A 13880-nucleotide genomic window follows, 5' to 3' on the forward strand; every position below is an offset into this window, starting at 1 on the left:
ATGCGATTTGCACGCCCGGCTCCTTGGCTCCGACCGTTGATACTGCTGCGCTGAGAAATGCGACGGCGGCGGCATCGGCCGGTGGCGGCATTGCCTGGCTGGCGATGCCGATGGCTGGCTCCGACATCCCCGGCGACGCCGAACGCGCACGCTATTGCGCCGCTGCCGGCGAAGCGCTGCGGACGGCTCCCGACGGTAACCAGACGCAGGCCAAATCCTTTCTGTTTGCCGCCGCACATTATGCCCTGGCGGCTGGCGATAGGCGTCTTGCGGCACAGGCGACCTACCGGCTCGGCCTTGCCGCGCTATCAGGTGACGCGGCGGCCGGCGCAGGCACGCGCGGGGCGCAGCAAGCCGCCCCTGCCGCGCCCGAACCGGCCGTGGTCGAAGATGCTGCGGACGATGTGTGCGCTGCGGTCGCCCGCCCGGGTTTCCTGCGTCTGGCAGGCCGCTTCGCCGCGCGCGCCGCGCTCGACTGTGCGGTCGCCCGGGCGCGGACGGCGGGAGACCCCGCGCTGGCCGCGCGTGCCTCGCTGCGGCTGGCGCGGTTCGGGCTCGCACAGGCTGCCGCCATGCCGGGTACGGCACGGCGGCTGCGGAGCGGTGTCGTTCCTGTCGCGCTGCGCGGCCTCGACGACGCACGCAGCATTGCCGATCCGGCGCTGCGCGGCGACCTGACCGTGCGCCTTGCCGAAGCGGCCCTCGATGCGGGCAGCACGGATGCGGCGACGATTTCCGCGGCCGTTGCGGCGCTCGGCGGCGATCCCGGCACCCGGGCATTTGCTGCCGCTGTTACCGGACGCCTCGCGCTCGCGCGTGGCGACCGCACCGCAGCCGCAGCGGCGTTCCAGCGCGCGGTATTCCTGGAAGGGCAACGTGCGCAGCCTGCCATGATGCCGACCTGGCTGTTGCTGCTGGCCGAAGCCGATCCGGCGCGGCGTGCGGCACTGACCTTGCAGGCCTATCGCGCGCTTGAATCGGTGCGGCCGCTGATCCCCGCGCTGGATCCGCTGACCGAGGAATCGGTGTTCAGCACCCGCATGAAGCCGGTGTTCGAAGCTGCCGTGGCTGTGCAACTGGCCGATACCGGCGGGGCGCAGGAGCAGGCGCGCATCGCCTCTGCCCAACGCATTGTCGAGGCCTACCGGCAGGCAGAACTCCAGAACGCCTTCGGGTCGAATTGCGTGCCCTCGCGCGACCCGGTCGATCCGGCCAAGCTGCGCAGCGGCGAAGTGCTACTCTATCCGATCCTGCTCGAAGACCGGGTCGAGTTGCTTGTCGTGGCGGGGGGCAGCGGCGGTGCCTCGACCTATGTGCGGGTGCCGAGCGGCTCGCCGACGTCGCGCGAAGCCGTCGCGCGGCTGGTCGACGATATGGTTGGCTCGGCCAGCCGGGGCACCGATGAGGAATGGCGAACCTCAGGTCGCGCGCTCTACGACCTCCTCATCAAACCCGTCGAAAGCCGCCTGCGCGCCGACGGCACGCTGATCGTCATCCCCGACGGCGCGCTCCGCGCGCTGCCCTTTGCCGCGCTGACCGACAGCGAGGGCAAGTTCCTGATCGAGCGCACCCGCCTCGCCGTCGCCCCCGCGCTGGCCTATTCGCAGCCTGGCAGCGACCGCAGCAATCGCGCGCTGAGCGTGGTCGCCGCCTCGCTCCAGCGTGAAGTCACGCTCCCCTCGGGGGTGTTCGCCAAACTCGAGGGGACAGCGGACGAGGCAGGCGTCGCCGCCGGCCCCGGCGGGCGCGTCATCGCCGATTTCCGCGAGGCCGATTTACGCGCGGCGCTGTCGCGGGGCCGTGTCGATGTACTGCATCTGGCGACGCACGCCGCCTTCAACGGACGCTCCGACCGCTCGTTCATCGTGGCGAACGGCGAGGCGATCCCGCTCGCCGACCTGCGCGGCCTGATCGGCGCGAACCGGACGCGCGGCGACGAGCTCGATCTGCTGGTGCTCAGCGCCTGCGAAACCGCGGTCGGCGACGACGCGGCGAGCATGGGACTGGCGGGGGCAGCGGTGCAATCGGGCGCGGAAAGCGCGCTCGCCTCTTTGTGGTCGGTCAACGACACCGGCACGGTCGCGCTGATGAAGGGGTTCTACAGCCGCTATCGCCAAGGTGCGGGCAAGGCAGAGGCGCTCCGCAACGCCCAGCTCGCGATGATCGCAGGCGGCGGCACCAATGCCCAGCCCGGGATATGGGCGGCGTTCATCCTGCTCGGGGGCTGGCGGTGAGGCGGCTGGTCCTTGCCGCGCTGCTGGCGGGAAGTGCGGCACCGACCCTCGCGCAAACCGCCATCGTGCCCGACACGGCGGCAGCGGCAACCACCGGCACCACCGCGACGCCGCTGGGCACCACGACCGTCATCGACGGCGGGACGCGGGTCGGCAACAACCTGTTCCACAGCTTCACGAACTTCTCGCTGGCGACCGGCGACCTTGCGCTGTGGACGCGCGCCGCGAACGACGGGGCAAGTATCGCGCATATCGTCAACCGCGTCACCGGCGGCGCGGCATCGACCATCGACGGCGCTCTTGCGACACAGGGAATGCCGAACGCGAGCTTCTGGTTCGTCAATCCGGCAGGTATCGTGTTCGGCGCGAACGCCTCGGTCGCGGTGCCCAATGCCGCGCATTTCTCGACCGCAGGGGTGCTGCGCCTCGCCGATGGCGGCAGTTTTGCGGTCGCAACCCCCGGCGGGTCGGTGCTGTCGGTCGCCGCGCCAAGCGCGTTCGGATTCCTCGGTACCCAGGGCAATATCACCGTAAATGGCTCGGCAAGTGGGCGCTTTGTCCCGACGGCCACGAGCCTGTCGCTCAGCGCCGCCAACATCGGCATCTTCGGGTCGGCCATCGTCGCGGGATCGGTCGACTTCGCCGCGGTGGGCAGTGGCAGCGGGTCGATCTCGCCGACGCAGACTGTGACGAATCCGTTCGGCAACGGGCTGTTGCTGGTCTCGGGCAGCAACGTCGTCGGCCAGCCCGGCGCGGTGCGGAACGGCCTTGTCCGAACCTTTGCGGCGACCACCAACATCGTCGGCAGCGCGTTGTATAGCAACTCCGATTCGCGCGCTGGCGGGGGGCTTCAGCTTCGCAGCGGCGCCCTCACGGTCGACGCGCAGAGCTATGTCGGCTCGTTTGCTTCGAGCAGCGCCGCCGCCGGACCGGTTGCCGTCACCACGCAGACCGTCGATGTCACCGGCGGAATTCTGGGGTCGAGTGCAGCGGGCGCAGGGCGCAGCGGCGATGTCTCCATCGGCGCGACGCGCGTCACGGTGTCGAATGTCGGTTTCATCGGGTCGCGCACGCTGCCGGGTGCGTCCGGTGCAGGCGGGGCGCTGACGATCAATGCAGGATCGGTAAACGCTATCGGCGGCTTGATCGGTACTTCCGGTTACGGTCTTGGCGCGGCGGGTGCGCTGACGATCAACGCGGGTGCCGTGCTGATCGACGCAGGGTCGATCACCTCGACGGCATTCGGACGCGGCGACGCTGGAACCATTAGCATCACGTCCGACAGCCTTCAGATCACGCGCGGCGCGTCGCTCAGTTCGCAGTCGGCCAATACCGCAACCGGCAACGCAGGGAACGTCATCGTCCGCACCGGCGCGCTGACGATCGACCGTGGCGGGCTCATCACGTCCTCCGCATTCGGCAGCGCCGCGACAGGGTCGATCACGATCGATGCGACGACGGTCTCGCTCGGAACGCGTGCAGCGATCGAGTCCTCCACCTTTGGCAGCGGCAACGCCGGGAACGTCATCGTCCGCGCCACCGGCGATATAGCCATATCGGATGCACGGATCGCTTCGGAAGCGGAAATCGGGTCGACCGGTAACGCAGGGGCCATCGAAATCGATGCCGCACGTCTGGCGGTGTTCAACGGTGGCGAGATCGCCGTTTCGACCTTCGGCAGCGGCGATGCGGGCCTGATCGATATTTCCGCGCCGCAGATCGGGCTCGACAACGGCAGGATCGCGTCGGAAGCCGAGGTCGGTTCCACCGGCGATGCGGGCGCAGTGATCGTGACCGGCAATCTGCTGCGACTGACACGCGACTCGATTGTCACGTCCTCGAGCTTTGGCCCTGGTCGGGCCGGTGCCGTCGGGGTGCAGGTCGATACGCTGACGCTCGACGATTCGTTTATCACGTCGGCAGCCAGCGGCACCGGCGACGGCGGCGACATTGCCGTTCGTGCCGCATCGATCGCGCTGACCAACGGCGCGCTCATCGCGACATCGACACTGGGACCAGGCATCGGCGGCGATGTTGTCGTGGATGCGACAACGGTCGCGCTGAGCCAGGGATCGATGATCTCTTCCGACCTGCTCGGCGGCGGTGCGGGATTTGCTGGGACGGTTACCGTGCGTGCCAACACGTTGACAGTGGCGTCGCGCGCAGAGATTTCATCGGCGACGGTCGGCACCGGCGATGCCGGACTGGTAACGGTGACAGCGCGCAATATCACCCTCGACGGTGGCCTGATCAACACATCGACCTATGGCGCAGGCGCGGCGGGCCTCGTCGATCTCGATGCCGACTCGCTGACGATCATCAACGACGGCAGTATCGTGTCGGAGACCACCGCGAGTGGTGCCGCCGGCGTGATCGACGTCAGGGCGAACACGATCCGCCTCGGCAGTCTCGGCGCGATCCAGTCGACGACCAGCGCGTCAGGCAATGCCGGAAACATCGTGATCAACGCGACCGATATCCGTCTCGACCCGACGGGACGCATCTTGTCGTCGCAAGCCAACGCCCAAGCCACGGGCAACGCCGGTTCTATCGCCATTACAACCGGTACGCTGTTTGCCGCGCCTGCCACGCGCGCCGCGATCAGCACGAGCATTTTCAACGCCGGTACGGCGGGGCAGATCGGAATCACGGCGCGATCGATCACACTCGACGGTGCGGAGATCGCCTCGGCGGCCAATGGCACCGTTTCGGGAACTTCGGGGTCGATAGCCATCGTCGCCGACACACTGAACCTGATAAATGGCGGCAGCATCGAAACCTCGTCGCTGAGCCCCGGGACGGCCGGCGCGATCGGCATCAAGGCCGGGCAAATGATTGTTCAGGGAACGGGGTCGCGTATTGCCAGCGAAAACCGGTCGCAGCGTGGTGGCCCGGCAGGGTCGATCCTGATTGAAAGCAGCGACCTGCGATTGCTGGACGGCGGTAGTATTTCTACTGACTCCGCGACCGGTGCAGCGGGCGACATCACGGTCCTGATGCCCGCCACCTCCACGCTGCTGCTGCGCGCGCGGTCTGGCCCCGCAAGCTTCATCACCACTTCTTCGGGACCGGGCACCGGCGGCATCATCACCATCGCCAGCCCTTTTCTGATCCTGTCCGACGGCGGGTCGATCCTTGCCAAGGGGCAGGCGTTCGGCGCGGACGTGCTGATCAGCTCGAACTTCTACATCCGCTCGGCCGACCGGGTGAACCAGCTGTCGGTCGACGGCGCGCTGATCGTCGATTCCGAAGTCGGCGACCTGTCGACCGGGGCAGAAGCCGAAGACCTGTCGTTCCTCGACGCGTCTTCGGTATTACGCGGCCAGTGCGCGGCAGCGCGCACCGGCGGAGTCAGCCAGCTGAGCACCCGCATCACCGGCCCCTATGTGCCGTACACGCGCCCCGTGCCGCTCGGCCCCACGATTTCCTTCAACACACAGCTGCTGTCCCGATGCGGTTGAGCGGCGTTTCGTTCGGGGCAGTTATGGCGCTGGCAGGAACGCCGGTTACCGCACAACAACGCACCGGGCCGGATGCCGTGCCGCCGCCGCTGCCCGCCTATTCGCAGCCGGGCGACGCCCTGCCCGCGCCCGCGTCGCCCACCGCCGCTTCGGCACCTTCGGGCGGCGCGACCGTGCGCTTTCGCGACATCGCGGTTGCTGCCGAGGCTCCCGGCACCGCGCTCCCCAAACCCGGCTGGCAACCCGTGACCGACCCGCTGCTCGGGCTCACGCTCGCCGTCCCCGGTCCCGGCGGGTTCGATGCTGCCTGGGTCCGGCAGCAATTCACCGCCAACCGGCTGATCGGCGAAGACATCACGCTCGACCGGGTGGCGGCGCTGGTCCAGTCGATCAACCTCGCCTTTGCCGCCAACGGCTATATCAACTCGGGCGTCCTGATCGCCGACACCGCCCCCGCCCCCTCCCTCAATGGCGATATCCTTCGCCTCACGCTCGTCCACGGCCGTCTGTCGGGCGCGACCGATGTGCGCTGGGGCGCGGGCGGGGCAAAGGGCCTGTCGGCGGGCTATGCCATCGCGCGGATGCGCGACGCAAAATCGGTCCCGCTCGATGCGGTCGCGGTCGAGCGCAGCTTTCGCCTGCTGGCCGAAGACCCGGCGATTTCGACAATCAAGGCCGACCTCGTCCCAGGCGCACGTCCGGGCGAGGCCGGGCTGGCGCTGACCGTCGATCCCGCCCGCCGCGCCGACGCCTATGTCAGTTACGGCAACAGCCGCTCGCCCGCCATCGGGGGAACGCGCGTCGCGGTGGGCGGCTACATCCGCAACCTGTTCGCCTCCGGCGATGTGTTCAGCATGGAAGCGGGCCTGACCGCCAAACGCCCCGATGTTTCGGGCAGCTATGAAACGCCCTTCATCACGCCACGCCTGTCGCTGTCGCTGCGCGCCTCGCTCAACGAGGCGTCGGTGGTCGACCGCCCGCTGGTCCCGCTCGACATCCGCGCGCGCGATGTGGGGATCGAGGGCGGCCTCGCCTGGCGGGTTATCGGCGAGCCGCTGACGCCGCGCGGCCCCGGCCAGTGGCGCGCCGCGCGCAGCCTCAGCCTCGGTGTCCGCATCGGCCACCGCGAAACCGAAACCTTCTTGCTCGGTCAGCCCTTCTCGTTCAGCCCCGGCTCGGTCGACGGACGCTCGCGGCTGACGGTCATGCGGCTGACCGCCGATTTCGTCGAACGCGGCATCAGCAAGGTAACGGCATTGTCTTTCACGCTGACGCAAGGGCTGTCGGGCACCCGCTCGACAATCCCCGGCGTCGCCTCGCCCGACCCCAACTTCCGGTCCTACCTCGCGCAGCTCAGCCATGCGCGCCGTCTGACCCCCGGTGGCCTCGAGCTACGCCTGCGCCTCACCGGCCAATGGGCCGACGGTCTGCTCTATTCGGGCGAGCGGCTGTCGGTCGGCGGCGAATACACCGTGCGCGGCTATCGCGAGACGCTGGCGCTGGTCGATACCGGCGTGGTCGGCTCGGTCGAACTGGCACAACCCTTCAGCCTGTCGCGCAGCGGCCGCGATGCCAGGGGGACCGACTGGGGCGCGTTCTCGCTCTCGGCCTTTGCCGACGGCGCGTTGCTCCGGAACCGTCGCGATCCGCAGCCGGTCCCTGACCGCCTCGGCAGCGTCGGCGCGTCGCTGGCCTGGGTGCCGTCGGAGGCGATCTCGGCACGCGTCACCTATGCCCGCGCGCTTGTCGATGCCGTGCCTGTCGGCAGTCGCGACCTGCAGGACCGCGGCTTCCAGTTCCGCCTGACGCTAAGGCCGTTCCTGCTGTTCCGTTAGAACCACGGCGCGCCCGTTACCTTGGCGGTCTCGCAGCTCATCGCCGTCCAGCCCTTTTCCTTCAGATAACCGGCATTGAGCGCGGACGCGGTGCAATAGATTTGCCGCTTGCCGTCCTGGAACAGGTCGATGTCGATCCTGACCGACAGCGGCTTGGCGGCGAGCGTATCCACCGCCGTGTCGAAATTGGCGAACTGCTTGCACGATGCCGATGGCTTGCCCTTGGCCTCGCCGCAGTTCCATTCGACGATGGGATAATAGAGATACGGCCCCCGCACCGAACCACCGGGCACGTCTATGATTTCGTCGGTCTGTTCGATCGCCAGAAAGCCCTTCATTGCGACGCACCGCGCGCCGACATCGCATTTGTCGGCATCGGGTGTATCGGTGAACACAGGCTTCATCGTGCCGCCATAGCCGAACACCGGGCCGCCGGGGACCGGCGTGAGGCGCGCATCCATCAGGACATCGCCATTCGACGAATCCGCCGCGTTGATCATCGCGACGCGCACCGCCAGCGTCAGCACCGCCTTGGCCCCATCGCCGTCGCGGTAGAGCGTGACCTGTTGCGGCGACTGCACGACGATCACCGATCCGCGTGTTGCCGAAATCGCATTGATCGCGGCCAGCGACACCGCGAGGAAAAACCCCGCTGCCCCGATGGTGATCTGCTTGTACCACCGCTCGCGCTCCTTGACGCTGAGGAGCTTGTCGTTGTCGTCGTCGGCCATGAATGTGGCGATCTCGTCGATCATCGGCTGTCCCCCATCGCTTGCCGCGAATGTAGCGAAAGGTTACGCTGCGGCGACGCCATCGTCGAGGGGGAGAAACCGGTTGAAAAACACCATCGCCAGCCTGGCCGTTTTCGCGACTGCCACGCTTCCCGTAACGCCGCTCGCCGCCCAGTCCTACCCGCTCGAAATCGTCCAGTTCGTCGGCGGGCTCGACCAGAATGTCGAGTTCAGCGTGCCCGCCGCGGTCGTTTACGACGGCGATGGCAAGCCATTGTTCAAGGCGTCGCGCGCCTTTCTCCTGACCAAGACCGGCAACGCGTCGGGCCGCGTGTTCGCCTGGGACCTGACCAGCAAGCGCGTCCGGGTGAGTCTGGCGGGCAAGCCGCAGATGTGGCTCGCGTGCAGCGAGCTGAAGGGCATGGCGCTCGCCTGTTCGACGACACTCCGCATCGCCAGCGACGGCGCGCTGGTGGTGTCGGGGACCGGCACCGGCGGCCCGATCCGCGGGACCGGATCAGGCGAACCGACGGCAGAGGCCCTCGCGCGGCTGCCGAATTGCCCCGGCGATCCACGCTGTCCGTAAACGACGGTCAGGATTTGAGGAAATTGGCGGAGCGGCAGGGATTCGAACCCCCAACGGATCGCCTGCGATCCGGACAACAAAGACTCCCGGGGTTCGCGACAAGCCTCGTTCGACGCACATCCACCGCAAGGCGAGAGGAATTGGCGGAGAGGCAGGGATTCGAACCCTGGGTACCCTCACGGGCACGCCGCATTTCGAGTGCGGTGCTTTCGACCACTCAGCCACCTCTCCGCAGAGGTCGGACGCGCTGGGGAACAGCGCACCGGCGAAATCGAAGCGCGGCGCATAGCGTCCGTGCTGCGACTTGCCAAGGGGATGCTTGTCTATTGCGGCGAAGCCCTTAAATTGACGTTATGAACATTGCATCGCAGCATAGCGGCAAGCAGATCGCCCCACCCGTCGCCAAGGCCCGGTTCGGGCTGGGCGAAGTGGTGAAGCACCGCCATTTCGAGTTCCGCGGCGTGATTTTCGACGTCGATCCGGTCTTTGCGAACAGCGAGGAATGGTATGAGTCCATTCCCGAGGCGATCCGCCCGCGCAAGGACCAGCCCTTCTATCACCTGCTCGCCGAAAACGCCGAGTCGAGCTATGTCGCGTACGTCAGCCAGCAAAATCTGGTGCCCGACGACAGCGAGGAACCGGTGGAGCATCCCGGCATCGCGGGGATGTTCGACGCATTCGACGGGGTACGCTACCCGGTTAAGGCCGCGCGCAAGCACTAAACCGCGCTTGCACCTACCCCCGCGCACCGACATAGCTTGTCACCATGTCGGGGGCGTTGTTCAGCGAGTATTTCTTGGACGAGGGGGTCCGGACCACATCGGCGTGGCAAGACCTGAACGACGCGCGACTTGCCGATATCCGCACTGTCATTTCCCCGCTGATCGACGATTTCGACCACCGCGCTGCCCCTAGCGAAGCCAATACCGAGCGCGACCTGATCGACAAAATGCTGACCCTGCTCGGTTGGGAATTCAGCGTTCAGGAGAAAGCAAACCAGAAGGGCCGCAGCGACGTTCCCGACTATCTGCTGTTTCTGGATGCCGCCGCAAAATCGGTCGCCACGCGCAGCACCAAAGTCACCGAACGCTATGCCCAAGGGGCGACCATCGTCGAAGCCAAGGCGTGGGATATTGCGCTCGACAAATCCGAACCCGGCCACGCGGGCGCACCTTCGACACAGGTGTTGCGCTACCTCGGCACTGTCGATGTCCAGTCGAACGGCGGCATTCGTTTCGGCATCCTGACCAACGGGCGATTGTGGCGGCTTTACGATCACAAACACCGCTCGCGGCTGGAGGGCTATGTCGAGATCGACCTGACCAAAGCGATGACCGACGATGAGCAGCTCCGCCTGTTTCTGATTTTCTTCGCACGCGCCGCCTTTGTGCCTACCCTCACTGGCAAGACCCCGCTGACCCGCGCGCTTGAGGACAGCCGCAGTTTCGAGGCGCGCGTCACCGATGCGCTGGCGGACAAGGTGTTCGGCTCCGTGTTTCCGGCGCTGGCGGGCGCGCTTGCCGCCAACGATCCTCAGCGCCCCGCCGTCCCCGATACGGCGTATTTCGGGCAGTTGCGCGAAGCGGCACTGACGTGGCTCTACCGTTTGTTGTTCGTGCTTTATGCCGAGGACCGCGACCTGTTGCCGACCCGCCAGCGACGCGACGGTCTGCGCGAAATGCGGAAGGAAGTGGCGTTCGCCATCGACAATCGCGAGGGGCTGAGCGAGCACCCCGAAAACGACCGCGACTTGCGGAGTTTGTGGCACAAGATCGATGTCGGCGACCGGGGTATCGGCCTGCCGCCGTATAATGGCGGGCTGTTCAAGGATGGCCGCTCGCCGCTGCTCGACCGCAGCCTGATCCCTGATGTCGATTTCGCGCCCCTGCTCGACGCCCTCTCGCGCGAAACAACGGGCGACGCCCCCCGCCTCATCAATTACCGCGACCTGTCGGTCCAGCATCTGGGCAGCGTGTACGAACGGCTGCTGGAATTCGATCTTGCCGAACTCGACGGACGCATCGTCGCCCGTCCGCAGACTTTCGCGCGCAAAACGTCGGGCAGTTATTACACGCCCGAAGAGCTGGTCATGCTGGTCATCCGGCGCACCATCGGGCCGTTGCTCGATGAAAAGCGCGCGATTTTCGCCAATGTCGTCGGCGAAAAGGCGCGCACCAAACAGGCGAAGGACAATCCCGAATTCCCGCTCGCTGCCGTCGCTGGTTACGATCCCGCCACCGCTTTCCTGACCCTGCGGATCTGCGATCCGGCGATGGGGTCGGGCCATTTCCTCGTCAGCCTCGTCGATTATCTCGCCGATCAGGTGATGCTGGCGACGACCGATGCGGCGGCGTTGGTCGGCTTCGGCGATTATCGCTCGCCCTTGCTGGACCGGCTGGAGAGCATCCGCGCGCGCATCCGCGAACAGGCCGACGCCAATGGCTGGCGTGTCGAGGACGCGCAACTGATCGACCGGCAGCTCGTCCGCCGGATCATCCTGAAACGCGTCGTCCACGGCGTCGATAAAAACCCGATGGCGGTCGAACTGGCCAAATTGTCGCTGTGGCTGCACACGTTCACGGTCGGTGCGCCGCTCAGCTTCCTCGACCACCATCTGCGGTGCGGCGACAGTCTGTTCGGGGAATGGGTGGCGTCGGGCATGGACCGGCTGGAACGCGGCGGGTTGTTCAAGGGCGACGAGCTGTCCGCCGCCGAACGCGCGATCACCGAGATGCAGCAGGTCGAGGAGATTACCGACGCCGACATCGGCGAGGTTCACGAATCCGCCCGCAATTTCGATGCAGCCCGCGCCAAGATCGCGCCGCTCGAACGCTATTTCAGCCTGCTACAGGGCTATCGATGGCTGGAGGGGACCGCCGACGACGCCCGCAAAAAAGCGCGCGCCGTCGAAAAAGAGGCGGCGCGGACGAACGACACCGACGAAGCGATGCGGCTGACCCGGCTTGCCTGGGATTTAAAGCGCAAGGGGTCGGCGCTCGACGCCCTGCTCGACGGCGATCTGGGCGAACCCGATGCCGTGCTCGACATGTGCTATGGCCGCATCGGCACGACACGCGTTCCCGGTGCGGACGAAGATGCCGCGCTGGGGCCGTTGATCAAGGCGGTCGGCATCGCCGCCGATGCCAATTTCCTCCATTGGGAACTCGCCTTTCCGACCGTGTGGCAGCACTGGCGTTCGCCCAGCCAGCGGCGCGGCGGGTTCGACGCGATCATCGGCAATCCGCCGTGGGACCGGATGAAAATGCAGGAGGTCGAATGGTTCGCCAGCCGTCGCCCCGACATTGCCCGCGCCACCCGCGCCGCCGACCGGACGCGGATGGTCGCCGCGCTGAAAAGCAATGGCGATCCGCTGGCCGACCAATACGACCGGGCCAGCGAGATGGCGGCGCTCGCCAGCCGGATGGCCAATCTTCGGGACGGTCAATACCCGTTGCTCGGGCGCGGCGACACCAACCTGTATTCGCTGTTCGTCGAGGCGGCGCAGCGGCTGGTCAATCCCGGCGGCATCGTCGGCCTGCTCGTGCCCAGCGGCATTGCCGGCGATCTGGGCGCGAGCGCGTTTTTCCGGTCGATCAGCACGACGGGGCGATTGGGCGCGCTGCTCGATTATGCCAATCGTCCAGCCCCCGGCCTTCCCGAATTTTTCACCGACGTCGATAGCCGCTTCAAATTCTGCGCGCTGGTGTTTGGCGGGGCACAGCGGACCTTTGCGGCGGCACAGTGCGGGTTTTTTCTCGGCACGACCAACGACACGGCGCTGGCCGATGCAACCTTCCCGCTCGCCCCCGCCGATTTCGCCGCCGTCAATCCGAACACCGGCACGGCCCCCGTGTTCCGCACCGTCCGCGACGCCGACCTGACCACGGCCATCTATGCGCGGCTGCCGGTGCTGGTGAAGCATCAGCAGGCCGAGGAGAAGTCGGCGGCCCCCGATCCTCGCGCCGTTGTGGGCGACCTGCTGGGGGGACCGGCGCAAAAGAAGGCGAGCGTCAGTCTGTGGCCGGTGCGCTATCTCCGCATGTTCGACATGACCAACGACAGTCATTTGTTCCGCAGCCGGGCTGAGCTGGAAGCGGACGGCTGGTATCCGGTCGCGGGCGGACGGATGAACAAAGGAACGGCGGAGGCAGTGCCGCTTTACGAAGGAAAGATGGTTCAGGCCTTCGATCACCGTGCCGCAAGCGTCACCGTCAACGCTGACAATCTTCATCGACCCGGCCAGCCCGAATCGGCCACACCCGAACAACACGCCGACCCCGACTGGCTGCCCGACCCGCAGTTCTGGGTGGACGCCGCCAACGTCTCCGAAGGCGGTGTCGAACGCTGGTGCATCGGGTTCAAGGACGTCACCGCCCCAACCAACATGCGAACCATGATCGCATCGATGGTCCCTTTTGCCGGTTATGGAAACACGCTCCCGGTTTTACTGCTGCCTGATCCGGTCGATAGTGCGTTGGTGCTCGCCAACCTCAATGCTTTCGCGCTCGATTATGTCGTGCGCCAGAAAGTGCAGGGCCAGCACGTCAACTGGTACATTGTCGAACAGCTCCCCGTCATCCCGCCTGCCGCTTACGACAGCAACTTCGGTGCGATGAGCGCGCGTCAAATCGTCGCGCGCGAGGTGCTGCACCTCACCTATACCGCGCATGACATGGCCCCGTTCGCGCGCGACATGGGGTATGTCGATGGCGACGGGGCGGTGCTGCCGCCCTTTGTCTGGGACGACGCCGACCGGCGGCAACGCCGCGCGAGGCTCGATGCGCTGTATTTCCACCTCTATGGCCTGTCGAAAGCGGATGCCGAGTACATCCTGTCGACCTTTCCCATCATCGAGCGCCACGACATGCGCGACCATGGCCGGTATCTGACCCGCGACCTTATCCTCGCCCAGATGGACGCGCTGGCGGCGGGCGATGCGGATGCGGCGATCGTGGTGCGGTGACGCACAAGAAAGGGGACATCCGGGTGGATGTCCCCTTTTCGTGGTTCGTTTGAGTTAAGTCCGCCGTGGC

The 13880-nt window shown here is 66.7% G+C and carries 7 protein-coding genes and 1 tRNA gene; 6 read left to right on the forward strand and 2 right to left on the reverse strand.

All coding sequences use genetic code 11. The features are described 5' to 3' along the window. Positions 1-23: 23 nt before the first annotated feature. From M0209_RS09800 to M0209_RS09810, 3 genes are read left to right on the forward strand one after another with little or no spacing between them, the layout of a single operon-like run. The gene (locus M0209_RS09800; protein ID WP_258888092.1) at positions 24-2234 is read left to right on the forward strand and encodes a CHAT domain-containing protein; all 2211 of its coding nucleotides are present in this window, start codon (positions 24-26) and stop codon (positions 2232-2234) included. Next, positions 2231-5695, forward strand: a complete 3465-nt coding sequence (locus M0209_RS09805; RefSeq protein WP_258888093.1) for a filamentous hemagglutinin N-terminal domain-containing protein — start codon at positions 2231-2233, stop codon at positions 5693-5695. The genes M0209_RS09800 and M0209_RS09805 overlap by 4 nt, the downstream gene beginning before the upstream one ends. Then, entirely contained in the window at positions 5692-7530 is a 1839-nt protein-coding gene (locus M0209_RS09810; RefSeq protein WP_258888094.1) for a ShlB/FhaC/HecB family hemolysin secretion/activation protein, read from the forward strand. Before M0209_RS09805 ends, M0209_RS09810 begins: the two co-directional genes overlap by 4 nt. Here M0209_RS09810 and M0209_RS09815 read toward each other — a convergent pair. Further along, positions 7527-8285: a hypothetical protein gene (locus M0209_RS09815; RefSeq protein ID WP_258888095.1), complete on the reverse strand. Its 759-nt coding sequence runs from the start codon at positions 8283-8285 to the stop codon at positions 7527-7529. The two genes, M0209_RS09810 and M0209_RS09815, sit on opposite strands and share 4 nt — an antisense overlap. Before the next feature lie 79 nt (positions 8286-8364). On the opposite strand from M0209_RS09815, the gene M0209_RS09820 reads away from it, so the two are divergent. Then, entirely contained in the window at positions 8365-8847 is a 483-nt protein-coding gene (locus M0209_RS09820) for a hypothetical protein (RefSeq protein ID WP_258888096.1), read from the forward strand. 141 nt (positions 8848-8988) lie between these two features. Here M0209_RS09820 and M0209_RS09825 read toward each other — a convergent pair. Then, a tRNA-Ser gene (locus M0209_RS09825) sits at positions 8989-9078 on the reverse strand. Between the two features lie 122 nt (positions 9079-9200). Here M0209_RS09825 and hspQ point away from each other — a divergent pair. Together hspQ and M0209_RS09835 are read left to right on the forward strand one after the other, a co-directional pair. Next, on the forward strand, positions 9201-9569 hold the full coding sequence (gene hspQ, locus M0209_RS09830) for a heat shock protein HspQ (protein ID WP_258888097.1): 369 nt from the start codon (positions 9201-9203) through the stop codon (positions 9567-9569). Between the two features lie 74 nt (positions 9570-9643). Continuing rightward, entirely contained in the window at positions 9644-13810 is a 4167-nt protein-coding gene (locus M0209_RS09835) for an Eco57I restriction-modification methylase domain-containing protein (protein ID WP_258888098.1), read from the forward strand. Positions 13811-13880 lie beyond the last annotated feature (70 nt).

It is taken from the genome of Sphingomonas sp. SUN039, assembly GCF_024758725.1.
Lineage (GTDB): Bacteria > Pseudomonadota > Alphaproteobacteria > Sphingomonadales > Sphingomonadaceae > Sphingomonas_O.